23 protein-coding genes are annotated in these 25,340 nt (G+C 59.3%); 10 read left to right on the plus strand and 13 right to left on the minus strand.

Annotated features, from left to right (window positions below; genetic code table 11):
• Window positions 1-2 precede the first annotated feature (2 nt).
• Entirely contained in the window at window positions 3-1,268 is a 1,266-nt protein-coding gene (locus tag RTY46_RS04485; protein WP_312706863.1) for a metallophosphoesterase, read from the plus strand.
• A 76-nt stretch (window positions 1,269-1,344) separates the two neighbouring features.
• Here the strand turns inward: RTY46_RS04485 and RTY46_RS04490 are convergent, their stop codons facing one another.
• The 4 genes from RTY46_RS04490 to RTY46_RS04505 form a co-directional block, all read right to left on the minus strand.
• Entirely contained in the window at window positions 1,345-1,989 is a 645-nt protein-coding gene (locus tag RTY46_RS04490; protein WP_312706864.1) for a hypothetical protein, read from the minus strand.
• Entirely contained in the window at window positions 1,986-2,432 is a 447-nt protein-coding gene (locus tag RTY46_RS04495) for a hypothetical protein (protein ID WP_312706865.1), read from the minus strand. Before RTY46_RS04495 ends, RTY46_RS04490 begins: the two co-directional genes overlap by 4 nt.
• Before the next feature lie 11 nt (window positions 2,433-2,443).
• On the minus strand, window positions 2,444-3,511 hold the full coding sequence (locus RTY46_RS04500) for a hypothetical protein (RefSeq protein ID WP_312706866.1): 1,068 nt from the start codon (window positions 3,509-3,511) through the stop codon (window positions 2,444-2,446).
• A gap of 292 nt (window positions 3,512-3,803) precedes the next feature.
• Entirely contained in the window at window positions 3,804-5,924 is a 2,121-nt protein-coding gene (locus RTY46_RS04505) for a hypothetical protein (RefSeq protein ID WP_312706867.1), read from the minus strand.
• Window positions 5,925-6,286: 362 nt separating this feature from the next.
• Between RTY46_RS04505 and RTY46_RS04510 the strand changes: the two genes are divergently transcribed.
• The 4 genes from RTY46_RS04510 (at window position 6,287) to RTY46_RS04525 (ending at window position 9,653) form a co-directional block, all read left to right on the plus strand.
• A complete protein-coding gene (locus RTY46_RS04510; RefSeq protein ID WP_312706868.1) occupies window positions 6,287-7,192 on the plus strand; it encodes an Abi family protein in 906 nt (301 codons plus the stop codon).
• A gap of 201 nt (window positions 7,193-7,393) precedes the next feature.
• Window positions 7,394-7,840 carry a BLUF domain-containing protein gene (locus RTY46_RS04515; protein ID WP_312707044.1) on the plus strand — a complete coding sequence of 149 codons (447 nt, stop codon included), beginning with the start codon at window positions 7,394-7,396 and terminating at the stop codon, window positions 7,838-7,840.
• Between the two features lie 830 nt (window positions 7,841-8,670).
• Window positions 8,671-9,180, plus strand: a complete 510-nt coding sequence (locus tag RTY46_RS04520; protein WP_312706869.1) for a hypothetical protein — start codon at window positions 8,671-8,673, stop codon at window positions 9,178-9,180.
• A gap of 272 nt (window positions 9,181-9,452) precedes the next feature.
• Window positions 9,453-9,653, plus strand: coding sequence for a hypothetical protein (locus RTY46_RS04525; RefSeq protein WP_312706871.1), 201 nt, complete (start codon window positions 9,453-9,455; stop codon window positions 9,651-9,653).
• A 457-nt stretch (window positions 9,654-10,110) separates the two neighbouring features.
• On the opposite strand, the gene RTY46_RS04530 is transcribed toward RTY46_RS04525, so the two are convergent.
• Window positions 10,111-10,875 (minus strand): hypothetical protein, encoded by a 765-nt coding sequence (locus RTY46_RS04530; RefSeq protein WP_312706872.1) that lies wholly within the window; start codon window positions 10,873-10,875, stop codon window positions 10,111-10,113.
• A gap of 298 nt (window positions 10,876-11,173) precedes the next feature.
• On the opposite strand from RTY46_RS04530, the gene RTY46_RS04535 reads away from it, so the two are divergent.
• On the plus strand, window positions 11,174-11,800 hold the full coding sequence (locus RTY46_RS04535) for a hypothetical protein (RefSeq protein ID WP_312706873.1): 627 nt from the start codon (window positions 11,174-11,176) through the stop codon (window positions 11,798-11,800).
• Between the two features lie 275 nt (window positions 11,801-12,075).
• Here the strand turns inward: RTY46_RS04535 and RTY46_RS04540 are convergent, their stop codons facing one another.
• The 3 genes from RTY46_RS04540 to RTY46_RS04550 form a co-directional block, all read right to left on the minus strand.
• Window positions 12,076-13,116 (minus strand): NAD(P)-dependent alcohol dehydrogenase, encoded by a 1,041-nt coding sequence (locus tag RTY46_RS04540; RefSeq protein ID WP_312707045.1) that lies wholly within the window; start codon window positions 13,114-13,116, stop codon window positions 12,076-12,078.
• Window positions 13,117-13,548: 432 nt separating this feature from the next.
• On the minus strand, window positions 13,549-14,100 hold the full coding sequence (locus RTY46_RS04545; RefSeq protein WP_312706874.1) for a YbhB/YbcL family Raf kinase inhibitor-like protein: 552 nt from the start codon (window positions 14,098-14,100) through the stop codon (window positions 13,549-13,551).
• Between the two features lie 329 nt (window positions 14,101-14,429).
• A complete protein-coding gene (locus RTY46_RS04550) occupies window positions 14,430-15,491 on the minus strand; it encodes an alpha/beta hydrolase (protein ID WP_312706875.1) in 1,062 nt (353 codons plus the stop codon).
• Window positions 15,492-15,666: 175 nt separating this feature from the next.
• On the opposite strand from RTY46_RS04550, the gene RTY46_RS04555 reads away from it, so the two are divergent.
• Entirely contained in the window at window positions 15,667-16,560 is an 894-nt protein-coding gene (locus RTY46_RS04555; protein WP_312706876.1) for a LysR family transcriptional regulator, read from the plus strand.
• Between the two features lie 66 nt (window positions 16,561-16,626).
• Here RTY46_RS04555 and RTY46_RS04560 read toward each other — a convergent pair whose 3' ends face one another.
• Window positions 16,627-17,367, minus strand: a complete 741-nt coding sequence (locus RTY46_RS04560) for a dihydrofolate reductase family protein (RefSeq protein WP_312706877.1) — start codon at window positions 17,365-17,367, stop codon at window positions 16,627-16,629.
• 80 nt (window positions 17,368-17,447) lie between these two features.
• On the minus strand, window positions 17,448-18,587 hold the full coding sequence (locus RTY46_RS04565) for an MBL fold metallo-hydrolase (RefSeq protein WP_312706879.1): 1,140 nt from the start codon (window positions 18,585-18,587) through the stop codon (window positions 17,448-17,450).
• Between the two features lie 232 nt (window positions 18,588-18,819).
• Between RTY46_RS04565 and RTY46_RS04570 the strand changes: the two genes are divergently transcribed.
• A complete protein-coding gene (locus RTY46_RS04570) occupies window positions 18,820-19,725 on the plus strand; it encodes a LysR family transcriptional regulator (protein ID WP_312706881.1) in 906 nt (301 codons plus the stop codon).
• A gap of 86 nt (window positions 19,726-19,811) precedes the next feature.
• Window positions 19,812-20,840, plus strand: a complete 1,029-nt coding sequence (locus RTY46_RS04575; protein WP_312707047.1) for an AAA family ATPase — start codon at window positions 19,812-19,814, stop codon at window positions 20,838-20,840.
• Between the two features lie 11 nt (window positions 20,841-20,851).
• Here the strand turns inward: RTY46_RS04575 and RTY46_RS04580 are convergent, their stop codons facing one another.
• The 3 genes from RTY46_RS04580 to RTY46_RS04590 all read right to left on the minus strand — a co-directional run bounded on the left by RTY46_RS04580 (window position 20,852) and on the right by RTY46_RS04590 (window position 24,238).
• Window positions 20,852-22,048 carry an MFS transporter gene (locus tag RTY46_RS04580; protein WP_312706882.1) on the minus strand — a complete coding sequence of 399 codons (1,197 nt, stop codon included), beginning with the start codon at window positions 22,046-22,048 and terminating at the stop codon, window positions 20,852-20,854.
• Window positions 22,049-22,410: 362 nt separating this feature from the next.
• Window positions 22,411-23,190, minus strand: coding sequence for a glucose 1-dehydrogenase (locus RTY46_RS04585; protein ID WP_312706883.1), 780 nt, complete (start codon window positions 23,188-23,190; stop codon window positions 22,411-22,413).
• Between the two features lie 52 nt (window positions 23,191-23,242).
• A complete protein-coding gene (locus tag RTY46_RS04590) occupies window positions 23,243-24,238 on the minus strand; it encodes an NAD(P)-dependent alcohol dehydrogenase (protein WP_345785124.1) in 996 nt (331 codons plus the stop codon).
• A gap of 181 nt (window positions 24,239-24,419) precedes the next feature.
• Between RTY46_RS04590 and RTY46_RS04595 the strand changes: the two genes are divergently transcribed.
• A complete protein-coding gene (locus RTY46_RS04595; protein WP_312706886.1) occupies window positions 24,420-25,310 on the plus strand; it encodes a LysR family transcriptional regulator in 891 nt (296 codons plus the stop codon).
• Window positions 25,311-25,340 lie beyond the last annotated feature (30 nt).

Below are 25,340 nucleotides of genomic sequence, written 5' to 3' on the forward strand. Positions count from 1 at the left end.
CCATGCGCATCCTGATCCTCTCTGACCTTCATCTAGAGCTGTGGCGCGAGGCACCGAAGCAAGCGAAGGAGCTCATGGCTGCAGTGCAGCCTGATGTCGATGTAAGTCGGCCAGACGTGGTAGTACTTGCTGGCGACATCGACGTGGGTGATCGCGCTGTCGCCTGGGCCGATCGGACGTTCCCGAATCTTCCTGTGATCTACGTGCACGGAAATCACGAGGCCTACGGACAGAAGCTGGATACGCTAAAAGGGCGGCTGGCTGAGGCGTGCTCCGCCACCGGTCACATTCACTTCCTGGACAAGGGGGAGCTGGTGATCGGCAATGTCCGGTTCCTCGGAGCAACCCTGTGGACCGACTTCCAGTTGCTCAGTCCCGATAGCATCCAAGAGGCTATGCAAGCGGCTGCGATAGGGATAAACGACTACCGCAAGATCAGGCTTGCCAAAGCGGGGTATCGGAAGATCAAGCCTCTGGATGTCGCCCAGTGTCATTGGGAGGACCGGATCTGGTTGCAGGACCGCCTGGCAGAACCTTTCAGCGGGTCGACAGTAGTGGTCACGCACATGGGGCCGACTTTGCAATCGACCCCTGATAGGTACAAGGGCCATGTACTGTCGGCAGCCTTCGCCTCGAACCTGGATGGTCTGGTCTCCAGATCCGATCTATGGGTCCATGGTCACATTCATGATTCGATGGACTACGTGGTAGGCAAGGCCAGAGTGATCTGCAATCCGCTTGGCTACCCCCAACGTCACTCTGACGGTCTGTGGTTTCGAGAGAATCCCACTTACGATCCAAACCTGATAGTTGAGATAGACACGTCAACTCCCAGCGATCGGGTACTGCTCGATGCAGTGGCTCAGCGAGAGGCTCTGGCTGCGCAATGGCCCAGCGCCGCCCAGGTCAGCACCAGGCTGCGCTCACAGTCCGGCAGCGAAAAAGACGCAAGTCATTTGCGCCGAGAAGGGCACCTGTTGGGAGTGTACGTCACCGATCCCATGCCAAGCTATCGCTATCCGACTTGGCAGTTCCGCCATGATGGTCAGCCAGTTGAACACCTGACCGAGATCCTACGCGTTCTGCGCGATCTTGGCCCTTTTCTGCGAGAGCCTGACGGACTGCGACGTACGACGGGTTGGGGCGAGGTGGAATGGTTTCTGTCACCTCATGCCTTACTCGATGGCGCTACGCCAGCCGATGTCTTGTGCGTCGACCCGGCCCTTGTAATGCGTGCTGCCTGCGTCGAATTTGAGAGCCAGCTCTGAGGGCGCCACCTACGGTCAGGTCGGCAGCGCACCTGCAGCCGCACAACAGCAACAGTTCACAGTTACGATCAGTTGTTCATGGAGAGCTCGTAGTGTCACTTGCAGGGCGGTACAAGCTCATCGCCATATGTCTGACCTTGTAACGGGGTCCAGCCGCACCTGAGCGGTCATGAACTTGGCTTGATGCAAAGGCAAAGCCGGGACGGTCATTGTCGTCAGCGATTGTGAGCTCTTCATATGAGTCCGCGGCGCTAGTAAGGTGCTGGCGCCAGGCCTCAAGTCGATCCGCGCACTTGGAAACCTGCACGTAAATCAGTAGGCCGCCATGGTTGTTCCCTGGCGTTGCCTTGCTGTATCGGTTCAGAAGCTGCTGGAATCCGTCGTGGATGTAAGAGGCACCGTTCCACCTCTTTGCTTCTCCAAGCCAGGAATACCGCTGATCGGCGGAGGTGACAGTGATGTCGCAGTGTCCACCAGAGTCCGTCTCCGTCGTGGCCAAGAAAGACTTCTGCTTTAACTGCCGCACCAACGCACGCGAAATGAACTCTTCTTCCTGCTTCATGAAGTCAGCTGCATCTGTCTCCATAAAATTCGTAGCAGTGTCGATCTCCCTATAGAGATCGTTGATGAATTGCTCGTAGGATCGAGGGTATTGGATACGCAGATGATCCGCCAGATAGCCTGCGCCCAAGAGCTTTTCAAGATCAGAAAGCGAACTCACGAACGACGCTCCAGTAATTCCCTTGATCGATGACTGGGTACATAAATTACCGAAATTAGATCCTTGAAATTCGGTACGCGCCTGCCTGTTCGTGGGTCGAGAAAAAACTCATTCTCAAGGGCGTCTCGCATATCTGTAGGCTCGACCGGAAGCGGGTCGGATAGATCAGCATCATCGTCTTCCGGCCAATACTCAAATCGACGCTCCAGCAGCGCATCTGGGCCAATGCTAAGTGCGTCCAGCGCAAACGCAGCGTGGTGAGATTCTTCTTGCCCTTTCAGTCCGAGATGGCTGAGGACATCGCCAATCCTAAATGAATCAAGATTTGACCCCATCGACTCCATGTTCCCAACTACGAAATCGAAGACGCGCTGTGCAGTAACGTCGTTCGGGAGAATATCCCGTGATCGCTCCAATAGACCTCTGATGTCGGGCGAGTTCATTGCAAGCCCTTCTACAGGTGCTTCTCAAGTCTGCGAATGCATCGACGTACGGCGGCTTCTTCAAACGTACCCGTCAGCAGCGCGTGTTCCAGTGTCGCGCTTGGGCCTTTCCCGAGCTGGCGCATGCTTCCAGGCAGCATGAGTTCCTCGGGCACACCGTTGGGGGCCTGCCATCGCACCGCAACCCGGAACGGGGATAGGTGGCCATTGACCGCCGTCTTGCCACCTACATGGAAGAGCTCGTTACGCAGATCTTTCTGGTGAGCGCGCATCTTTTCATGCTTTGCAGACCCGGTGAGGGTCGTGAATCCCAGCTCTACGACAATGCCTTCAGCGACGTCATCGTAGAGCTCCCTTATCGCTGGGAAAAGATTCACGGCACCGCTCAAGGGCGTAATCCCTGCGGAAGTAAGGATGGCGTTCAAGCTGGCTTGCAGCTGCAGGAGGGATTCCGAAGCGCGCACGCCTTGATGGTCTTCGACCCGCAGCTCTATGAGGCCGGTTACGGTATCAATGCAGACAACCTCATATGTCTGCACATGACGACGCTTAACCAGCACGAACTCGTCAATGTCGGTCCACCCGATCTTGCTCAGAGCGACGGGATCCACTGACTGTGCGCTCCGCTCTTCACGATCTTCAATAAGACGTCGGCCGTTGAAGATTGCTGTAACCATGCCGCTGGTAGGCAAGAACTCAACCAGGAAGAGCTCGTCAGTCAGCGGCTTGAGAGCGGCCTGAGGAAGCGGATATGGGTAGAGGGCTAAGTATGGGGACGTAGGGATAGTGGTCTTGCCAAGCGCGGTTGCGATCGCAGTCGCCCTCGCGGGGGCAACTCGGAATAGCGTTACAGCCCTGTTTCCTGCGGTAATCGTGTTCCTTAGGAGCTTTCCCAAAGCCACGTTAAACGCCAAGGCGGCGCCTGGGTTAATCTTTATGGCTTCGGTAAGATTCTCTTCAAACTTGTGCCAAGTATTTGCTCTTGGAAGGCCCAACTTGGCTCCGAACGTCACTACCGTCGACAAGGTGAGACGTGCTCGAACCGCTTCCAAAAGTTGAATGTCTAAGCCCTGAGCCATTACGGGGATTCCTTTCTTCCGATCAGTAAAGTTTACGTTGCCTTTGGCGGCAGGGAAAGATGGGCCGGTACTTAGCGCCGGGCGTTGGTCGGAGTCAGCTCATGAGTCGGCCTACAGGCCCCGCGCAGCGGGGGCCCTGAGTACTCGACCAAGTGATGAACTCCTGGCCCCCCCAAGGTCGGCCTCGGGTGTTCCGATGACAGAACTGCTGACTCAAAACAACATGTCGCCCCGAGAAACGGTCGACGTCGAGTTGTCCGCGATAGGGCATCGAGCCGCCTCTGGGAACAGCTCATCCCGGGATCTTCTCGTCAGCGGAAAATCTACTGAAGAAGGTGATCAGTGGGCCGGCGCTCCAAACGCCGGACTTGGTCTTGGCTGGCTTGGTCGTAGTCTTGGGATCCGCTGAGGCCCCGGCTGCTGTTCCGTCAGAGCTAGTGGTCTTTGCCGAGGAAGCATCTACTTGGGTCAGCTTGGCATCATCCTGCTTAGCTTCGCCCGCTGGTGTCTCGCCCTTCTTCGCCTTGTTCTTCTTGCTGGCATCCTTCTCAAAGTAGTGAGGATGGCAATAGCATTCGATGCCCTTGGAATGGAAGTGTCGCGACATCGAAATACCACTTGCTTGCCGGATGATCTGTAGTGCCTCTGTGATCTCCCTGCGAGCGACTCCGCCGCGGTGCAAGACGAATGCAGAGGAATAGTTTTCAGTCCCCCGCATTTCAATCTCGAACCAGAAGCCCTTCTGGCCATTGGGGAGGTCGACCTCCAGCACCAGAGCAGAGCGTTCCTGGGCAGTGAAGGGATCGCTTCCAGAAACAAGGTAGGGCCAGCAGCGTGTTGACCAGTTCGCAACGTAAGGGCCAACCGTCGCGTTCTTTCGGAGCGCTTCATGCTGGTGCTCGGTCAAGAAGTTCCAGCACTTGAACGCAGCGACATGCACCAGCTGGCAAAGGACTACTGGTCCAATTACAGCAAAGTCGCGGATGTGACCCTTCGTGCGCAACATCTCCATTGCTGTGATGAGCCCTTCGTGGATATCGGATGCGGGCCGCTTCTCCTTACGAGCGCGCAGGTGGCTGACGGACTCTTCATCGCCATTGGGCTTTCCGTGTGAGCCCTCATTCGTTGGTGGATCATTTGGTGCCGGCCGAGCGCCGGTACGAGTGGTGCTCTTGTCCTTGGCCAGGTCATGGGTTGGGTGGGGTGGATCGACCTCAAATGACAGTGCAGGGACATCAAAGCCCTCTCGTTTCGTGGAGCCTGCACGTGTGTCAACGTTCGGCATGCCACTGGGGCGCTTCCTCTGCTCCCGGGGCTTGGGCTTCCAGGTCTTCTGCCCATCGGTCACCTGGACCTGTGCACCGTCGGTGTTGTCGTTGATCAGGATCTTGCCTACCGGTGGCATTCCTTCAGGCATGTTCACGCTATGGATTGCACGCACCAGCAGGATCTTTCCTTGGAAGGAATCTCCCTTTCGCCGTCGTAGGGCGTAGCCGGAGACCACTGCGCGGTACGGCCCTCTGCCTGGCTGCAAGGGAAGCCTGGCGTTGGTGTACCAACGCGGGTCCTGTGAAGGATCAAGGTCGACCCTCTCCGTAGCCTTCTGCATCGGGATGGCAAGACGATTCGCTTGAATTCTCCCGTACTCGTCAAAATAGAGAAGTGCGATCAGCGTGGCGTCGTCCTTAGACATGCCCAGTTCCAGCACTAGGTTCCAAGCGCCGGTTTCTTCATCAGCCCCTGTCTTGTTGCCGGCAAAGTCTTGCGAGTAGACCGCTTCGGAAGCAACGGTGTCCCACGGCCCCATGCTGAAGATGTCGGCGACCTTGTTGGTGAATCCGTAGAAGGCACGGTAGACCGCCATGCGTGGAATGACGAACTCCACGTGCTTGGTCGGATCTGAGCTGCTGGTGTTTCTGACGACCAGGAACTCACTTCTGGCGCGGTACCGCGGATCAAGGTCCAGCTGGCGCTTTGACAGAACTTTGATGGGGTAGCGATTGCTGTCACGACCGATCTCAGTGTGAGCATGCACTTCTTGCAAGCGGCCCGTGCTGTGATGCGTGGTATAGAGCGCAGAAGACTCGCCGTCTGCCAGCGCGTTCCCGGTACGCAACTGCATTGCCGGCAGGGAGCCGACGTACTTGCTGCGCTTGAAGACATCGCCAACGGCATACACAGACACGGCGCCAACAAAGATCGTGGTGATGAATGCCTCGCCGTCACGCATGCCGAACAGCTCGGCGATCTGCCGAAGTGAGAGCTTCTCAGGCGCCCCTATCCCCAAGGGGATAGGCACCAGCTGGCACTCAACAGCGGTCGAGTCGGTGCCCTTGTGCGGCTTGGCATAGCCATCCATGTGAAGGATGAACCAATTACGGTCGTCGTCAGGGAAGTCGGTGAATTCGGTCATGCCATCGCTAAGGGGAGTTCGTCATCTTCCTTAGCGGCACTGGGCCTCTTTAATTGAGCCGCCGCGTCCTGCCCCTGATCCTCCAGGCAGGACCAAGGGAGGTGGTCCTCGACTGGCGTCACCGATGCCTACAGGGCCTTCACATTGTTGAATGTGGGCAATGACGGGGATGATTTCAAGTCGATGATGGCCTTACAGCATTACGAACAGGGCTCCACGGCCTGTGGAGACGACCCATGATTACTTGCAGGTAATTGTTGGGGTGGTTACACTGGCCCCAACATACCCGCCACGCCTCTGACGCGATCCGTCGCGACACGCGCAAATAGGCGGGTTTTTTTTGCCCGGTGTTTGGTGTCAGGATGACTCAGTACCTCAAGCCCCCGCTGTCGATAGATGCACAGCTAGAGCAGCTCCAGCAACGTGGGCTGTTCATCGGCGATGAGGCCAGCGCCAATCGCTACCTGGAACGGGTGGGCTACTACCGCCTGATGGGCTATCTCCACACTCAACGAGTGCCTGGCAGTGACCAGTTCCGTGAGAACGCGACCTTTGAGGACGCGATCAGCCTCTACGAGTTCGATAGGGGACTGAGAGATCTGGTGATGGAAGCAGTCGGCCACATTGAGGTGGCCATACGGACCCTGCTCACTTATCACTTTGCGCACGCTTTCGGCCCATTTGGCCACTTGGAGGCGCGCAACTTCTCTTTCCGAGGCTCTGACCATCAGGACTGGCTGGAGGGTGTTCTCAATGAAGTGTCTCGTTCCAGAGAGACTTTCATCGACCACTACAAGAAGAGGTACTCTTCGCCAGCATTTCCCAAGGTGCCGATCTGGATGACCACCGAGGTCATGTCTCTTGGATCGCTCTCTCGCTTTTACGCAGCTCTGCAGAGCAAAGAACAGAAGGCCATTTCGGGGGCTCTCTTGATCGCTCCCCCTGTTCTGGCGAACTGGCTCCATGTCACAAGCGTGGCGCGAAATGTAGTTGCTCACCACAGCAGGCTGTGGAACAAGGAACTGGGTGTTGCGGTTAAGCGACCCAAAGCAGCAGGTTGGTGTGAGCGCGCGGCTCCGTATGCGCCAACTCGCTCGTTCTTCCTGCTGCTTGTCCTTCGCAGGCTTATGGGAGCTACAACCGCAGACTCCATAAGTTGGCATGCGCGTGTGAACGCTCACCTGGTTGGCGGCCTAACGAATGAAGCTCGGGTAAGGAGTTTTGGGGCTGCGGAAGGGTGGCAGGATCACCTTCACTGGCGGGCGTAACCGCCCCGTTCGTGTCTCACTTGTCAGCACTTGTCGAAGTTCCGAAGGACTTGACCAGTCGCGACAACTGCATGATTGGTGCATGCACCATCGATGCCTGGCATTGCGGCACAGGCCAAGCACGCGTCGCTGAATAGGCCTCACATGCTGCGCAACGCGTGCGAGTACAGTCGATGGTCCAATGGAGAGTCGAGAGCCGACATGCCGATCCGGGCCGTCGTATATGTCAGTGAGGCATGCACGAAAATTGCGTCCCCGACTGCGGAATCTCGTGCGGTGCTGGACGTGCTTGTCGAAGACGCCAAGCGGTTCAATCGATCTGCCGGCGTAACTGGTGTTTTGATGTTCGACGGGGAGCGGTTCCTGCAGTACATGGAGGGGCCTATGGATGGCCTGTCAGTGGCGTATTCCCGCGTGCTGGGGGCCTCCAGCCACCATGGCCTGGTCGAACTGCAGCAGGGCCGTGTCGGACAACGTCGCCTTCCATACTGGCCGATGCGCTGGCTCTCACTGGAACCGCACGACCTTCGGCAACTGGCTCTGAGCGACTGGACAAGGTTCAACCAGCGGGGTGACGCTCAGGCGTTGAACGGTACGGCCATGGATCGGCTGACTCAGCTGGTTGAGCCGCACACTCGAGTCGCCTGAGGAGCCTTGGTGCCAGCGTCGCATTTGGTGAGATGGCGATGCGTATGCTCGCTGCATGGCAACCCAGACGCCCCCGCCGAAAGTGTCCCGTATCCATGCCCAGGATGGGTGGATCAACCTCGCCGATCGCTGGAGCCTGATGTGGAGAGGCCGGCAGGTAGCATCAATTCATAGCATCCCCGGCGGAGCCCGAGCGGTGGTGGATATGGGCAAGATGTGGGAAGTTGAAGAGGCCCATGCGCACAGCGCAGAGGAGGCCAAGAGGTACGTCGAGCGCAAGGCTGCGGCCGTGCTGCTGCCAGGAATTGCATTGGATCAGGTGGCCGACCTTCTTGGTAGTAGAGAAGATTTGCGACCATTACCCTCAGTGCAGGGCCTTCCGCCTGGGTTTAGGTGGATCAAGCCCGCTTTGACGGCTAAGCGCGCCACGGTGGTTGCCTTCGGTGATCAGTGGGTGGCGGCAATTCACCAGTCCAACCGAAGCGCGCCGTTGGAAGCCATCTTGGCGCTTCATCTGGACTGTGCCCCGGGACATCGGCCTGTCCGTAGATGCACAAGTTTGGAGCAAGGCAAGCGCGGCTTGGAATTGTGGGTGGGACGGCATCAAGGCCGAATCGTCAGGGAGATCCAGCAAGGTAATCGGCTGCGCAGTGCTGGCGAGACACTGAGGCGAATGAACCTCCTCCCCTCGTGGAGCTAGTGTTCCAACAGTCAGGCACGGGCGGCACGCCGTGGTTCAGCGCCCAGGCCGCAACACGCTTGTCGCTGGCCTGTGGCCAGCTAGCCCGGCTCGGTCATTGCCTTGTTGGGTGGATCGAGCAGACCTATGCTTGAGAGGTAAGAAGAGCGGCGGCTCGCTGTACCTCGGGCCGTATCTGGAACAATTCATTAGGTCACAGACCTGCATAGACCAACGGCCCCAGACAATGTCGCTTGAGTCCCTACTGGCATTAATCCTCTCCCTTCCAATCGGCATCGCCGGCGGGCTGTACTCCAGCTTGATAGTCACCAAGTACGCACGCTTCTCAGAGCTTCGCAGCGAAGCACTTCGGATCATCAGATCTATCCGTTTCGTTGGCGATGACAACAAGCTTGAGATCTTTGAGCCAAACAACTTGGACTCTATGGGGCTCATCGCCTCAGATCTTGCCGGCCTTGGGCACAAGGCGGCTTGCGAGACAGTGCTTGAGATTTACAACGTGATCCTCTACTCGAACAGCGCAACGATCGCTGGTGATATGCGGCCAACGAATTACATGGATGCCTATACTGACTGGCAGCGGCGGACCAGAGAGATCAGCCCAAACAAGCGTATCTATCTCCCCTGGGGCTGGCCCTGAAAGGCGCGCCGGACAGATGGCAGGGTTTGGCGACTGGGCGATAACACCCCGAGCGTCGGCTTTGGGCCAAGTAGAGCCCGCTGCAGGTTCAAACGGGCAGCTGGTTCATCGCGAAGGTTGGCGCGATGCATCGACTCAAGCCCAGGATGTACTCCGCAGGGTCCAGCCGCGCTTGGAAGAGAGCCGTACTGACTTGGTCGTTTTCGCCGGCGGCATCCTGGTTGGCGGGCGACCATCGCTATCAAGATGCGATGCAGGCAGCTGCGGAAAGCATGAACGAGCACCGCAGGATAACGCTGGCCAAGGGTGGCTATCGGCGTATCAAGCCTCTGGACGCCGAGCAGTGGCATCTCCAGAACAAGATCTGTCTGCAGCAGGGGCCAGGCAAGACCTTCAGCGGCCCCACCATCGTGGTGGCCGAGGTGGCACCGTGTCGGAGGTCTGTCCCCGAGCGCTACAGCAATCAGCTGTAGTCCGCTGTATTTGCCTCAGACCTTGAGCCTTTGGTTGCCAAGGCCGATCTCTGGATCCGTGGTCGGGCCGTTCAACGTGATGTCGGGAGTGTCGCTGTTGACGACACTCCCGAGACCTCCATCAAGCTGCAGGTATGGTGGGCGCCGCCGCCTTAGACGGCGTTAGGCGTGGAAGCGGCAGACTGCTTCCTTGGAGGAAATGACCATGACGAATCGATAGAACACACCCTTATCAACGACTCGATCAAAAGCAGCACTGATCCGATTCGGGGAAATCGTCTCCACTTGGTGAGATACCGTGCCTGAAGCAATAGCCGATGACCGTCTGGGTCTCAGCGATTTCACCGATCATTGAACCGGAAAAATCGCTTGCGGCTAAACGCCACTGCAAGCGCGTAGAAGCCAGACGGCTCTGCAATCGAACGCACTTGATGCTCGACGCGGTGCAACAGAACAGTTACCGCAACTTCCGAATTTTACGTGGATCGACAGTGGGGGCCGGATCGCTGGCAACAGCGTCATTTGTTACAGGAGGCGGTGCGGGGGGCGGAGGTGTTGCTCCACCATTTGCCGGGCCAGGAGTGATTTCTGCGTCGGGAGCAGGATTCTGAAAGAGTTCCGTGATGAACTCATCCAGTGCCTGAGCTCTTTCTCGGATTCGCTGGTGCTCCTCCTCATCGGCCTTGATTTGCACTGCCAGAGCTGCATCAGCGATCTGGTAGGTCAGCAGCGACAGGATGACGATCAGCCAGAGAACGCCATCAATGTCTTCCGGCTCGCCGGTGTCAACGATCACTCCAAAATCCTGTTTGGGTGAAGTGGTCTTGATAGCTTGAGCCGACGCGCTGACGGTGGCCTTGAGAGTCCGAAGCCGCTCTTTGGCGTCCTTGAGTTTGCCGTCGGCGACAGCATCCGCCGTAATCCGAGATTCCATGAGATCTTCTAGCGCGAACTTCAAGTTCTCATCGCGTTTTCGCTCGAACTCCTTATCATCGTCCAGCGCTGTGTGGTCTGACTGGCGAAGTTCATTACGCAGCTGCACATCCTTATCGAGAACACGGAGAAAGCCAGTAAAGCGACGAAGATCGTCTTCATTAAGGAACTCGTGCCCATTGAGTCCTTCCCTGACAGCTGCCTTGGTTGCACTTGGCGGTGTGCCAGGGGTATCCAACAGGAGCTCATCAAAGGAAGCCTGGTCATCTGTTGCGTTGACATCGGCCATCAATTTCTCCTCAGTCCATTTGAATTTGCATGCTAACCGAAGCCTTGCACTGAGCGCGTAGGGAATATCCCTACACTCCTTTGAGCCAAGCATCAAGGTGCGGGCGCTCGATCCACCAAGCGCACTGCGCTGTCATGTCTAACCCGCGCGATGTACTAGACAATCGGCATTTGCCCTATGCTGCTGCCTCAATTGCCTTGAAGGCACTGGCTGATGAATCGACAGGGGATCTTGAAGACGCAGCCGCCCGCCGTTGATCGATGGTGCGTGAGTCTTTCTTAGTCGCTTGGCCTATCGCATGTCAGGTCCGCAGCGTTACTTTTTAACCAAACAGGGGTTGTCTGTGTCATCCGATAAGAATGGTGAGAAAGAGTCCTGGCGTGGCTTTATATGGATAGCCGTTGCCATCATCTGCGTCCAAGCCGTCGCCGGCGGCGTGATCTACGGAGTCTGGAGCAAATGGGAGGTTCGCGGTCAGTTCGGCGACATGTTCGGCGCAGTGAACACCCTGTTCTCGGGCCTTGCATTCGCTTCGCTGATCTACGCGCTTACGCTTCAGCGGCGAGATCTTGCTCTACAGCGGAGAGAGCTGGAGATGACCAGGTCGGAGCTGGAGAGATCGGCCACCGCTCAAGCCGATGCAGCAGCCACCGCCGGCCGCGTCGAGAAGCTCCAGCTTGAGAGCACCGAGTTGACGATCTTGACGAACAAGATTCAGTCGGCTGCAGCAGTCAGCCAAGCATTGATGGCCTACCTGCCACAGGCATCTAACATGAGCTCGAATCATGAGAAACCCGAAACTTACACGTTGCTGAAAAAGGTGCGCTCCCTGAACTCAGAAATTCAGTCGGACCATCTTGAACTTGCGAGGAGGGTGTCTGAGCGCAAGGCCGGTCAAGCAGCAGGCGCAAAGCAGAGTGGCTGAATGACAATCGGCCATTCTCACTATGGGCGTTGGCAAAGCTGAGTGTGATATCGCCCGTGTGGTCTGCAATCCTCTTGACTAGCTGCGTCGGGTAGCTGACCGTCAATGGACACGGGTAAAACCAGATGATGACGCTGGTGGTTGATGTCTACCCGTACGCACTGATGCAGTAGAGCCAGCCTAGGCTTGCTAGGTGGTCCGTTTAACGAAGTATTGGGAGTGTCGCTGTCGGCGACACTCCCGAGATCTCCATCAAAGGCGCCGAAGCGGCCGCCTTAGCGGGCGTCAGGCGTAGAAGCGACAGCATGCTTCCTGGAGGCAAAGTCGATGACGAATCGATAGCGCACGTCCTTATCAACGACTCGATCGAAGGCTGTGTTGATCTGATCCGGGGTGATCATCTCCACATCGGGAGCGATACCGTGCGCGAAGCAATGGTCAATGACCGCCTGGGTCTCGGCGATGCCGCCGATCATCGAACCGGCCAATCGCTTGCGTCCAAAGGCCATGGCAAATGTGTTGAGGCCCCGCGGCTCTCCAAGTCCGACGTTCACCAAGGTACCCTCGAGCGCCAGGGTATCCAGCAAGGGCTGGACCTCAAATGGGTACGGCACAGTGGAAATGATCATGTCCAGGCTATTGGCCAGCGGCTTGAGAGCTTCGCGGTCCGTCCACAGCACAGCGCGCTTGGCGCCCAGGCGCTTTGCATCTGCAACCTTGCCCGGCGAGGTGGTGAAGATTGTTACTTCGGCACGCTGGGCCACCGCAAGCTTGACTGCCATGTGACCCAGTCCGCCCAAGCCCACCACGCCGATGCTCTGGCCCGGCTTTACCTGCCAGTGCCGGAGAGGGGAGAAGGTGGTGATGCCGGCGCACAGGATGGGAGCGGTAGATGCCAGATCCATTCCCGGTGGGATTCGGATGGCGAAGCGCTCAGATACCACAACGCCTTCTGAGTAGCCGCCCAATGTGGTGCCGCCCGATACCTTGTCTGGGGAGTTGTAGGTAAAGGTCGTGCCACGTAGGCAGATCTGCTCTCGATCATTCAAGCAGTTCTCGCAGGTGCCACACGAATCGACCATGCAACCAACGCCGGCGATCTCGCCGACGGTGAACTTGGTCACCTTCTCACCGACCGACACGACACGGCCAACGATCTCATGGCCAGGCACGCACGGGTAGGCAGGTACACCCCAGTCCCCGCGGACGGTGTGGACGTCGGAGTGGCAGATGCCTGCGTATAGCACGTCGATGAGGATGTCGTGTGGACCGACCGCTCTACGTTGGATCTGCATCGGCACGATCGGAGCGCCCATGCGCTCCGTCCCATAGGCCGTCACGCGGGTCGGGCCGGTCGGGGCAGCTACTCGAGAGGTGCTTTGCTCAGCGCCACGCTGAGGAATCGCTGCAAGTGCCGGAGCGGCGATCAAGCTGGCTCCAGCCATTGCCAATGCGCGCCGGCGGCTGATCACCGACGGCTGGGTGCCGGTCTCGCTAGCATCATTGCTTGTATTGCACATACGCTGGTCTCCTGGCCAATTCTTCGATGATGCTGACTCGGGCCTGGGCGCATGACTATGGCCCCAGTGGGAATGACCCTATCAGCATTGCTAATGAATCACCGGTTTTGCCTGGAGCCCCGCAACGTCGATGCGATGTAATCACGCATCAAGTTGACAGCGCCACCAGCCAACTGGCCGGCACGGGCGCATCCGAGGCGAAGCTGATGTCTCAGCGAGATGCCGGAGTCAGCGGTGATCAGAAATCGGGGTCAGCTCGGCGGTTGCCAGTGAGTTCGCTCCGAGCATGTACCCGATCTGGGCGGCGCTCATCTCGGCATTGATCTGGATTCGGTCGATTTTCAGCGCCCACACCTTGAAGCGGTAGCGATGGGTTTGCCCGGGAGGCGGGCACGCGCCACCGTAGCCAGGCTTGGCGAAATCAGTTCGACCCTGTTGTGCGCCCGCGGGGAGGTTCTGACCGGATGTCGTGCCGGCGTTGGTTGCCAGGCTGTGCACCGAGGCTGGGATGTTCACTACAGACCAGTGCCACCACCCACTGCCGGTGGGAGCATCGGGGTCATACATGGTGACTGCATAGCTCCTGGTCCCTTCAGGACCGCTGCTCCAACTGAGCTGCGGAGAGACGTCGCCTCCCGTGCATCCCGAGCCTGCCTGCACCTGGGCCAAGGATAGCTGCACTCCCTGGCCGATATCCTGGCTGGTCAGTACAAAATCACCGGCATGGGCACAGGATGCAGCCAGTAGCAGTAGCGTGCTCGTAAGCAGTCTGTTCTTCATCTCAAAGGTCTCAATTCTGCGCGGCGATCAGGATGGTTTGCACACACACACCTCGGCGTCGAAGTTCGCGCCGAGATGAGGTTGCAGCGATTGGTGAATTGGATCGTGGGGAGCTTGTTGCTCAGATGACATAGGCACACTGAGAACAGGTTGCAGCGCTGAGAAGAGGCTCACTGGCGTGGCCAGCGAGCCTATTCCCTGTCGGACCGACGGGGGGAGGGTGAAAAGGTGGCCAAGAGGTATGCATCGCCGCCTTCCGGCCACCGATCAATCCGACCAGGCCACAGCGTGGCCAGCTCAGGCGGCGCAGTATGCGCCGCCCTTTGATGTCACTTGGTGTCCAGGTTCTTCTTGAAGAACGAGATGAGCTTGTCGAAGGGGATCAGATCCACACGGTCGTACAGGTCGACGTGTCCAGCACCCGGGACGATGTAGAGCTCCTTGGGCTGGCCGGCCAGTCGATAGGCCTCTTCACTGAACTCGAGCGAGTGAGCCTCGCTGCCTGCAATGAAGAGCATCGGCCGCGGCGAGATGGTCTCGATATCGTTGAACGGATAGAAGTTCATGAAGCGAACTTCACTGCTGAGCATGCGGTTCTGCGTCTGTTCCAGCGTGTAGCCCTTGGGAATGGAGATCCCACGCGGGGTACGGTAGAAGTCCCAGAACTCCTTGGTGACCGGGTCAGTCTTGTCGTCCGGCTTGGCCGGCAGATAGTTCAAAAAGATGCCTTTGCCAGTGGTGAATTCCTGGTAGCGCTGCTCTGCGGCCTTCTCCAGCAGGGCCTTGCGCTGCTCCAGGCTCACCGAGTGCTTCAGACCGTTGCGGGTCACCGCGCCCATGTCGTACATGCTGACGGTGGCCACAGCCTTCAGGCGCGGATCCAGCTTGGCCGCGGCGATGGAGAAGCCGCCGCTGCCGCAGATGCCCAGAACACCGATGCGATCGCGATCAACGAAGTCGCGGGTGCCCAGGAAGTCCACCGAGGCACTGAAGGCCTCAACGTAGAGCTCCGGTGCAACCAGGTTACGCGGCTGGCCATCGCTTTCGCCCCAGAAGGGCAGGTCGATGGCCAGGGTGACAAAGCCCTGCTCTGCAAGCTTCTGAGCGTAGAGCTGCGAGCTCTGCTCCTTCACTGCGCCCATCGGGTGGCCAACGATGATCGCCGGGGCGTGGGTGCCGGCGCGCAGGCCCTTGGGGCGATAGAGCGTGCCGACCACGTTCATCTTGTACTGGTTGATGAAGGAGACTCGTTCACCAGACACGGTGTTGCTCTTGTAGAAATTATCCGCACCAGCCGGGATGTCGCCCGTCGGGGCGACGGGGGCGGCGGAGGCAGTGAAGGGGGCAAGGGAGCAGGCGACCAGCGCCAGCAACAGAGTAGTGCGCTTCATGGGGAATCCTTTGGTCTACGGTGAGCGGTGCGGGATGCACCGGCCGATCACCTTGGATGCCAAGATAGACTCTGCTCGCCCTGCCGATAATCGGTCTACAGCTACAAGCATTCCTGAGCTCCCCTCACAAGTCCGTGGTAGGCTGATCCAGCGCCCCCACTGGTTGACCCGGCACATGACAGCTATCAAGACCAATGATCTGCAGGCCTTCGTGGTGGTCGCACAGGAGCAGAGCTTTACCAAGGCTGCAGCCAGGCTGGGGGTGACCCCATCGGCGCTGAGCCATTCCATGCGCTTGCTTGAGGAGAGGCTGGGAATTCGCCTTCTGGCCAGGACCACGCGCAATGTCGCAACCACCGATGCCGGCGAGAGGTTGCTGGGTTCGATCGCGCCTCACTTTGACGCCATTGGTGAGAGCGTGGAAGCGCTGGGGGAGCTTCGCGACCGCCCAGCCGGGACGCTTCGCATTTCCTGCACCGACGATTCCATCGAGATGGTGATACGTCCCAGACTGGCGGGATTTCTCGAGGCGTATCCAGAGATCACAGTCGAGTTCTTCGTCGACTATGGTTTTTCCAATGTGGTGGAGGAGCGCTTTGACGCCGGAATCCGCCTAGGGGAGGCGCTTAGCAAGGACATGATTGCTGTCCGGGTCGGGCCGGACTGGCGCCTGGTTGTCGTGGCATCCCCTGACTACTTCGCCAAGCACGGCCCACCCAAGAAGCCGGCGGACATTACCAAGCACAAGTGCGTTCACATCCGTCATCGGCCGACCGGCGCCATCTACTCATGGGAATTTGAGGAGAAGGGCAACGAATTTACGGTGCAAGGCGAAGGGCAGCTTGTGTTCAACAGCATGACCCACGTCATGAACGCGGCACTTGATGGACTAGGCTTGGCCTATGTACCAGAGCCTTTGGTGCTCGATGCCATAGCCTCAGGGCGTCTTGTCCAGGTGCTGGATAAGTGGTGTGTCCCGTTCTCTGGCTACCATCTTTATTACGCAAACAGGCGCCAGCACTCGTCCGCGTTTGCCGCTCTTCTAGACTGGTTCAAGTACACCGCCTAGCCAGCGAGATTCGTCTAGCTCTCTGAAGGTGCCCGGCAGGCCGATGGGCCTGCCGAGCGCGCCCACTTAGTTCGGCTTGGCAGTCTCTGCGACCGAGTACCTCAGCCAGACAAAGCCATGCTCCAGCGTCTCGGTACTCAAGTGCTTGAGCGAGGCGCCGGTCAGTACAGGGTTGGAGGGCTTAACGTTCGCGTCGAAGATCGTCGGGCTTCCGGCGTGGCCATCCACGCCTGGGTACACGACCACGCTGACCTCATCGATCAACCCGCTGGACAGGAAGTGACCATTGGTGACACCGCCGCCCTCAAGCAGAAGACGCTGGACGTTGAACTCCGATCCCAGTGCCTGCACAGCATGTTCGATGGCGCCTCCATCAGGGCCTGCGAACACGTAGGAAACGCCCTTCTCGCGGAGGTAGGAGAGGTATTCACTGGAAACACGCTCGCTAAGAACGGCCACGATGGGGTTCTCGTCAGCGTACCCTGACTCGTAGCGGAGCTTGCCGGAGGTGTCGATCACAACTGCCCACATACCTTTGGCATCACTGTTGCGGTAGTTGGGACGAGTCGTCAGGTCCGAAAGGGAGGCCTCACCCACCGAAACCGAATCGAACTCGGCCATCGATGAGCGACCAATGATGAAGGCGTCCCCGTTCAACGTGTTTGCCACTGCCTCATAGACCTCGGAGATGCGCTTGTGGCCGGAGCCATCCACGTGGGGCGACCAGCGGCTCACAAGCAGTCCACCGTCCAAGGTGGTGATCATGTGGCAAATAGTGTGGGGGCGATTAGACATAGGAAACTCCATTACAGGGTTTGCGGTAGTAGGCCACGCGGGCACGCCCGCATGCCAAGGCTAGCCGCGGAGAAGCCTCCGCGGAGGTGCCGTTAGTTAAAAGAGGCTTCGGTCGGTGCCGGAACATGTCCAGGCGCCCTCCACCAGGTGCCAAACTTCTGAGATCTCCCGTCCAGGTACATCGGGCTACCGATGGCGGGGGTCCAAAGCGCGTAGTGGCGACGCTTGGCTTCAACTTCGGATTGTTCCAGCGGTTCATCCCAGGCATGGGGTGCCAGGGAGAATCTGCCCACGTGGCCAGGTGTGAATGCTGCGGCGTGCAGGTCATCGGCTGCCTGGCCCGCCTGTTCGGCGTTCATGTGGACATTAGCCCATCTGCGATCGTACTGGCCGTCATCCAGGGCTACCCAGTCAAACGGCCCGTACTGCTTGCCGATCTCAGCAAAATGGGGCCCGTAGCCGGAGTCGCCGCTGAAGAACAGGCGCCTGCTCTTGGACTTGACGACATATCCCACCCAGAGCGTCTTGTTCTTCTCAAACAGGCGCCCTGAGTAGTGGCGTGCCGGCGTCACCACGATCTCCAGGTCATCGGCCGCAATGATCTGGCGCCAGTCTGCGTCGACGACCTTGTCGGCGGGGTAACCCCAGCCACGGAAGTACGAGCCAACGCCAAGCCCGGCCACAACGTGCCTGACCTTCGGCATGAGGCTCTTCACCGTTGGATAGTCCAGGTGGTCGTAGTGGTCGTGGGATATCAAGAGGTAGTCGATTTCGGGGAAATCATCTGCCGAGTAGATGTTGGTCCCGGCAAACGAATTGTTGGTGTGCCAGACAGGGGATGCGTTGTCAGTGAAGACCGGATCGATCAGGATCCGCTTGCCAGCCAGCTGCACGTAGTAGGAGGAGTGGCCAAGCCAGATGACCAGATCCGCATTGGGATCGAGGTCTTTGATCGACGTCTTTACCGCGGGTATCTGGGTGGCGGGACGCCGCGCCTTCCCGTCTGAGGCCACGAAACCGGTACCCGGGTCGGTATCGATCGTCGTATCAACCTCGTTGTGAAAGATGCCGTCCCAGTAGTGCCTGGAGGCCTCGAGCTGGTGCAGGGCGTTCCCGCTTGGCAAGCGGCCAAACTGAGGGTGCTGAAGAAATGCGACGACCACGGCCGCGGCGACGAGTACGAGTGCCGCGCCGACAATGGCCGCCTTACGTAGAGCTCTTGCAACGATCATCTTCTGTGAACTGTCCAGATGAAGGAGAGGGACTCAGCACGCGATCTGGGGAGTCTGAGTAATGGCTGCTGTTTCAAAGCAAAGGCCACAGGCTGTCGTAGTGGCCCAGTGATGAAGATAGCTGCAAGCGTGCAACGTGATTAGCGGCCAGTCTCTGTATGGTCCATTGAGCACAGCTCACAACTGCCGGTGCTAACGTGTCGCCACTTGCCAGGCCCACATTGGTCGACTGATGACATCGCTGAAAACGAATGACCTCCAGGCGTTCCTCGCCGTAGCCACTGAGCAGAGCTTCACCAAGGCCGGTGCCCGTCTCGGAGTGACTCCGTCTGCACTGAGCCACACGATGCGCCAGCTGGAAGATCGCCTGGGTATTCGGCTGCTGGCGCGCACGACTCGAAATGTCGCTCCTACCGAGGCCGGCGAGCGCCTCATGCGATCCATTGGGCCACACTTTGACGCCATCGCAGAGAGCGTAAGCGCGCTGGGCGAGCTGCGGGAAAAGCCCACGGGTACGATACGAATCACCTGCAGCGACGATGCCATTGAGATGGCCATCCGTCCCAAGCTCGCTCAATTCTTGGCGTCTTACCCGGATGTCACCCTTGAGTTCTACGTGGACTACGGCTTTTCCAACGTGGTTGAGGAGCGATTTGACGCAGGTATTCGGCTGGGCGAGGCGCTCAGCAACGACATGATCGCCGTGCGTATCGGTCCGGACTGGCGTCTGGTGGTGGTGGGATCCCCTGACTTCTTTTCTCGACACCCCAAGCCGGAAACGCCCTATGAGATCACGGCACTGCCCTGCGTGAACATCCGGCATCGTCCCTCAGGCGGCGTCTACGCCTGGGAGTTTGAAAAGGACGGCAAGGAGTTCACCGTCAAGGGAGAGGGCCAGCTGGTGTTCAACAGCATGATCCATGTGATCAATGCGGCAGTTGACGGGATCGGGTTGGCCTACGTCACCGAGGATCTGGCAGCACCCTATCTGGCCGATGGCCGGCTCGTGCAGGTTCTGGCCCCATGGTGTCCGATGTTCTCCGGTTACCACTTGTACTATCCCAACCGCAGGCAGGGTTCGCCGGCCTTTGCCGCCCTTGTCGCAACCCTGCGGCAGGATGCTGCCCCTCAACCGTGAGTGCTGACCAGCACAGCGCGCAGATGCTCCAGGACGACGTGGCTTCATCTCTTTCGCCATTGGCAGACCGGATGCGGCCTGGGGCCATGCAGGCTGTGCGAGGCCAGCACAGAGTGACAAGGCCCGGCGGGGCGCTCTTGAAGCAGGATGGGTCTCCACGAGGTCATTCCTGCGTCCTGTGGGGACCGCCTGGGGTAGGCAAGACGTCTGTCGCCCTGCTGTATGCCGGCATGGTGGACAGCACGTTCATCAAAGCATCCGGGCCCAGCTTCACTCGATCGGCTGCACTGGCAACACTGGAGGAGCTCTCCACGCCAGCGGGTGCGGCGGTGCGGGCGCTCTTCCTCGACGAGATCCATCGTGTCACCCGGTCCGTTCAGCAGCTGGTTGCCACTCATCTTCAGCGAAGCAGAAACCTGGTGGTAGTTGGCTGTACCACCGAGAATCCGTCCTTTGAGCTCGCGCCGTCTCTTGCCGCGCTTTGCAAGGTCCATGTTCTGGATGCGGTCTCCTCAGATCAGCTCAAGGCGATCTTGACTGATGCCGTTGTGCGGCTACCGGACACACCGGCGCGACGGATGCTGCTACAGGGCAAAGAAGCACTGGAGCAAATAGCGGCCCATTCCGATGGCGACGCTCGGCGGGCGCTGTCAGCACTGGAGGTGGCGTGCGAACTGGCTGACACCACCGAGCTGGATGGGAGTGCAATTTCAGCGGCTTTGCTGCGTCCACGACGGCGTTTCGACAAGGGTGGTGAAATGCACTACGACCAGGTGTCTGCCCTGTTCAAGTCGGTCCGAAGTACCAATCCAGATGCCGCGCTCTACTGGCTTGCGCGTATGCGCGATGGCGGTGAGAGCGTGGCCTATATGGCGCGGGCACTGACGCGCATGGGCCTTGAAGACATCGGCTTGGCAGATCCACGGGCGCTGTCGATGTCGCGAAACGCGTGGAAAGTGCATGAGACCTTCGGGGGGGAGCTTTCAGACCTGGCGCTGTCTCAGTTGGCGCTGTACCTGGGAGCAACCAGCAAGTCCAACTACACCTCAAAAGCCGTATCCGTGGCCCGCGCGCGAGTGCGCGCGGGCTGGGATCCTGAATGGCCTGACGATTAGGCGGCTTTCGCTCAGCCCTTGGTGCGGGCGGTTGCGGCCGCCAGCACCGATGCAAGGAGCAGTACGACTGCGCTGGCGATGAAGGTGATCCGGTAACCGCTGGAATCAAACAGCAGGCCGCCAATGGTGGAGCCCAGGGCGATGGAGAGCTGAATCACCGCAACCATCAAACCGCCGCCGGCCTCGGCGTCGTTGGGGAGCGACTCGGCCAACCACGACCACCATGCCACCGGGGCGGCGGTGGCTACCAGGCCCCACAGCGCGAGCAGCGCGAACACCGGCCCGGTCATGTGACCCAGGACGATCAGGGCCACCGCGACAGCAGCCATGACCGGCGGCACGACGATCAGGGGCTTGTAGACGCCCTTCTTGATTACCGAGCCAATGACCACCGTTCCAACGAAGCCGGCCACGCCCAAGGCGAGCAGCATCATGGACAGCTCAGTGACGCTGACACCAGTGACCGTCTCAAGGAACGGGCGCAGGTAGGTGAAGAGCATGAACTGGCCAATGAAGAACAGACCAACGGCTGCCATGCCCCGGCGGACAACCCGCTGGTTGAGCACACCGAATGCACCGGCCGATGCGGCGCCACCCTTCTCAGCCTTGAGCGAGGGCAGGCTGATCCATTGCCAGATCAGCGCGATGAGTGCGATGGGGACCAGGCACATGAAGGCACCGCGCCAGCCGATGACACCACCGAGGTAGCTGCCAAGCGGGGCTGCAACAACCGTTGCCAGTGCATTGCCGCCGTTGAAGATGGCCAGCGCCTTGGGAACGCTCTTGGCCGGCACCAGACGCATTGCGATGGCAGCCGACATCGACCAGAAGCCGCCGATCACCACGCCGATGAGCGCGCGGCCGATCATGTAGACCGGGTAGCTGGGCGCCAGGCTGACAATGACGCCCGACACACCCATCGCGATGGTGAGCAGAAGCAGCAGCGTCTTGCGGTTCAGATTGCCGACCAAGCGACTGATGGACAGGCTGGTGATGACTGCAAAGGCGCCGGAGATGGCGATGCCGTAGCCAGCCCAGCCCTCCGAAACGCCTAGAGAGGTTGCGATGGGAGTCAGCAGACTCACCGGCATGAATTCCGATGCGATCAGCCCGAAGACGCACAGCGTCATGGAGAGCACGCCTGCCCAATTGGCGGGTCTGGCGTCTGCCGCACTGTCGGCTGTAGTGGATGCTGCTGTGGGGTTCATGTTGATCGACTCCTGATAATTGGCATGTCTGATGCCCCACCCAAGCCAAGGCTCGGGTGAATACGGGCTAGAGAGAGAGGACGACGGAAAGACGCGTCGGCTGGAGCTGAAACGGTGGCTCGATCACTGGCCGGGGAACGAGCCGTCACTCTGGTGAGCGCTATGGTCTCGTGGGTACTGCCCGCTGATAAGTAGGTGCAATCTTCAAGCACTGCTGAGATTGCTTCAGGAATCACCGGCGCCGCAGCGGGGCCTGGAGAGGGGCGGATGCATGTTGCATCCATATCGCGGGGGCATTGCGCCCCCGCGAGCTACAACTGATAAGCATGACTTCCGAACAGCCGGCCTACAGGCGCGGCGTATCAGTGCGCGGTAAACCCGCCGTCTACCGGCAGTGCCACGCCGACCACAAAGCTAGCGCCGTCGCTGCAGAGCCAGAGCACGGACTGTGCGACTTCGTCAGCCCGACCCAGTCGCCCGATGGACTGCTCCTTCATGATTTCGGCCATCGCCTCTGGCTGGCCTGCAAGCATCTCCTGCACCATGGGGGTATCAATGGTGCCTGGGCAGATTGCATTGATACGGATCCCCCGCGGGGCGTACTCGATTGCAGCGCTCTTGGTCAGCCCAATCACGGCGTGCTTGGTGCCGTGGTAGGCGGCGCGCTGGGGCAGGCCCACAAGTCCACCGAGAGAAGAGCAGTTGACGATGGAGCCTGTGCCGCGCTCACGCATCACACGCAACTCGTGCTTCATGCAAGCCCAAACACCGAACTGGTTCACCGCGGTGACCCGGTTGAAGTTCTCCTGAAGCTCTTCAGCAGCATCGCTGGTTGGGACCTGGATACCCGCGTTGTTGAAGGCCATGTCGAGCTGACCGAAGGTCTCGACCGTGAGGTCAATTGCTGCTTCGACCTGCGCCTCAACACTCACATCGCAGCCAACGCCTACTGCCTTGCCGCCTTCGGCAACGATTCGCGCAGCCTGCTCCTTGGCCTTCTGCTCATCGAGGTCAGCAAGGACCACGGAGGCTCCGGAAGCTGCAAACGCTCTGGCGGCGGCCAGTCCCATGCCCATGGCCGCACCGGTCACAAAGGCAACTTTTCCGTGAAAATCATAGCTAGGGGTCATTTCAGAGCTCACTTCTATCTTGTGGTGTCGCCTTGAGCAGCTGGCCGCTCAAGGCGACCGCTGTTCAGGCCAAGGTGGAGTTGTCGATGACAAAGCGGTACTTCACATCACCGCGCATCATTCGCTCGTAAGCCTCGTTCACCTGCTCGGCGCGGATCAGTTCGATGTCGGCCACAACGCCGTGCTGCGCGCAGTAGTCCAGCATCTCCTGGGTTTCAGGGATGCCGCCGATTGCCGAGCCGGCCAGGCTGCGACGCTTGAGGATCAGGTTGAACACCGCCGGCGAAGGATGCGGGGTGGCCGGCGCACCAACCAGGACCATCGCGCCATCGCGCTTGAGCAGTACCAGGAACGCATCCAAGTCATGCGGGGCAGCAACGGTGTTCACGATGAGATCGAAGGAGGTCTGATGAGCTGCCATCTCCTGCTCATTGCGAGAGACCACCACTTCGTTGGCGCCCAGAGCCAGCGCGGCCTCGCGCTTGCTTTCGGAAGTGGTGAACGCCACGACGTGAGCGCCCAAAGCAGCGGCGAGCTTGACGCCCATGTGGCCCAAGCCACCGATGCCAACCACACCGACCTTCTTACCCGGGCCGGCGTTCCAGTGGCGCAGGGGAGACCAAGTGGTGATGCCTGCGCAAAGCAGCGGTGCGACTGCGGCCAGCTGGTCTTCACTGTGGGTCACCCGCAGCACGTAGCGCTCGTGCACGACGATTTGCTCGGAGTAGCCGCCAAGGGTGTGGCCCGGGGCATCTTGAGTGGGACCGTTATAGGTGCCGACCATGTGGTCGCAGTAGTTTTCCAGCCCGCTTTCACAGTCGCCGCATTGCTTACAGCTGTCGACAATGCAGCCGATGCCAACCAGGTCGCCTTCAGCGAACTTCTTCACATCGGTACCGACGGCCGTGACCCGGCCGACGATCTCGTGACCAGGCACGCAGGGGTACTGGGTGCCAGCCCATTCGCCGCGGGCCTGGTGGATGTCTGAGTGGCAAACGCCGCAGTAAGCGATGGCAATTTGAACATCGCTGGGTCCAACGGAGCGGCGGGTGATTTCCATTGCCTCCAGCGGGAGGTCGCCGGCCTGAGCACCATAGGCTTTTACGGAAGAGGTCATTGCGATGTCCTACTGTGAGTAGTGGGAAAAGCATTCTGCTACCGTCCGCCAACCAGCAGTAGCCGATAAATGGTTCTAGGGCCTATAAGCTGCGCTAATGGGTTGGGCGTGGCAAAGTGACGGTATGGCCAAGCGCAATTTCAATGATCTGCTCGCATTTGTGACCGTTGCCCGCGAGGGCAGCTTCACCCGAGCCGCAGTGGCAATGGGGGTCTCTCAGTCAGCGCTCAGCCAGACGATCAAGAGCCTGGAAGAGCGTCTCCAGATCCGGCTGCTGACGAGGACCACCCGCAGTGTCTCTGCCACCCCTGAGGGCGAGCGGCTTCTGTCTGCGATCGGTACCCGGTTCGATGAAATAGAAGCGGAGCTGGATGCGCTGACGACTCTGCGCGCCGAGCCGGCAGGATCTTTGCGCATCACCTGTGGTGAGCATGTGCTTGGCAATTTGCTGCTCCCGCGCTTGATGCCGGTGATGCGCAGGTATCCAGATGTGAATATCGAGTTCGAGGTCCACTACGGGCTGAGGGACATTGTCAGCGAGCGGTTCGACGCCGGCGTTCGCCTGGGCGAAAGTATTGACCGCGACATGATTGCATTGCCGATCGGTCCGCCACTGCGAATGGCAGCCGTCGCCTCACCGGCCTACTTTGACGCCCATCCGATTCCTCGGTCTCCGGAGGACCTCAGCGCCCATCGTTGCATCAACATCCGTCTGCCGACGAACGGGGGTCTGTACGTCTGGGAGTTTGAGCAAGGGGACAGGCGCATCAATGTGCGCGTTGAAGGTCAAGCAATCTTCAACACCTCGCCGCATATCGTCATGGCTGCGCTGGAAGGCTTGGGTGTTGCTTTCTTGCCTGAGGAAGAGTTCGCGCCTCATGTCGAGCAAGGACGGCTCGTACGCGTCCTAGAAGACTGGTGCCCGCCGTTCCCTGGCTACCACCTCTACTACCCCAGTCGAAAGCAGCACTCGCCAGCCTTCTCTCTGGTCATTGAAGCGCTGCGTTTCCGCTAGGCGACTATGCCGAGCTTGCCACGATCAAGG

The organism is Stenotrophomonas sp., from assembly GCF_032056425.1.
Lineage (GTDB): Bacteria > Pseudomonadota > Gammaproteobacteria > Xanthomonadales > Xanthomonadaceae > Stenotrophomonas.

What these genes read in the sequence shown, in the direction of transcription:
- RTY46_RS04485 (WP_312706863.1), top strand. Translation starts at nt 3, where the DNA reads ATGCGCATCCTGATCCTCTCTGACCTTCATCTAGAGCTGTGGCGCGAG.
- RTY46_RS04495 (WP_312706865.1), bottom strand. Translation starts at nt 2,432, where the DNA reads ATGAACTCGCCCGACATCAGAGGTCTATTGGAGCGATCACGGGATATT.
- RTY46_RS04500 (WP_312706866.1), bottom strand. Translation starts at nt 3,511, where the DNA reads ATGGCTCAGGGCTTAGACATTCAACTTTTGGAAGCGGTTCGAGCACGT.
- RTY46_RS04505 (WP_312706867.1), bottom strand. Translation starts at nt 5,924, where the DNA reads ATGACCGAATTCACCGACTTCCCTGACGACGACCGTAATTGGTTCATC.
- RTY46_RS04510 (WP_312706868.1), top strand. Translation starts at nt 6,287, where the DNA reads ATGACTCAGTACCTCAAGCCCCCGCTGTCGATAGATGCACAGCTAGAG.
- RTY46_RS04515 (WP_312707044.1), top strand. Translation starts at nt 7,394, where the DNA reads ATGCCGATCCGGGCCGTCGTATATGTCAGTGAGGCATGCACGAAAATT.
- RTY46_RS04525 (WP_312706871.1), top strand. Translation starts at nt 9,453, where the DNA reads ATGAACGAGCACCGCAGGATAACGCTGGCCAAGGGTGGCTATCGGCGT.
- RTY46_RS04530 (WP_312706872.1), bottom strand. Translation starts at nt 10,875, where the DNA reads ATGGCCGATGTCAACGCAACAGATGACCAGGCTTCCTTTGATGAGCTC.
- RTY46_RS04535 (WP_312706873.1), top strand. Translation starts at nt 11,174, where the DNA reads ATGTCAGGTCCGCAGCGTTACTTTTTAACCAAACAGGGGTTGTCTGTG.
- RTY46_RS04540 (WP_312707045.1), bottom strand. Translation starts at nt 13,116, where the DNA reads ATGGGCGCTCCGATCGTGCCGATGCAGATCCAACGTAGAGCGGTCGGT.
- RTY46_RS04545 (WP_312706874.1), bottom strand. Translation starts at nt 14,100, where the DNA reads ATGAAGAACAGACTGCTTACGAGCACGCTACTGCTACTGGCTGCATCC.
- RTY46_RS04550 (WP_312706875.1), bottom strand. Translation starts at nt 15,491, where the DNA reads ATGAAGCGCACTACTCTGTTGCTGGCGCTGGTCGCCTGCTCCCTTGCC.
- RTY46_RS04555 (WP_312706876.1), top strand. Translation starts at nt 15,667, where the DNA reads ATGACAGCTATCAAGACCAATGATCTGCAGGCCTTCGTGGTGGTCGCA.
- RTY46_RS04560 (WP_312706877.1), bottom strand. Translation starts at nt 17,367, where the DNA reads ATGGAGTTTCCTATGTCTAATCGCCCCCACACTATTTGCCACATGATC.
- RTY46_RS04565 (WP_312706879.1), bottom strand. Translation starts at nt 18,587, where the DNA reads ATGATCGTTGCAAGAGCTCTACGTAAGGCGGCCATTGTCGGCGCGGCA.
- RTY46_RS04570 (WP_312706881.1), top strand. Translation starts at nt 18,820, where the DNA reads ATGACATCGCTGAAAACGAATGACCTCCAGGCGTTCCTCGCCGTAGCC.
- RTY46_RS04575 (WP_312707047.1), top strand. Translation starts at nt 19,812, where the DNA reads ATGCAGGCTGTGCGAGGCCAGCACAGAGTGACAAGGCCCGGCGGGGCG.
- RTY46_RS04580 (WP_312706882.1), bottom strand. Translation starts at nt 22,048, where the DNA reads ATGAACCCCACAGCAGCATCCACTACAGCCGACAGTGCGGCAGACGCC.
- RTY46_RS04590 (WP_345785124.1), bottom strand. Translation starts at nt 24,238, where the DNA reads ATGGAAATCACCCGCCGCTCCGTTGGACCCAGCGATGTTCAAATTGCC.
- RTY46_RS04595 (WP_312706886.1), top strand. Translation starts at nt 24,420, where the DNA reads ATGGCCAAGCGCAATTTCAATGATCTGCTCGCATTTGTGACCGTTGCC.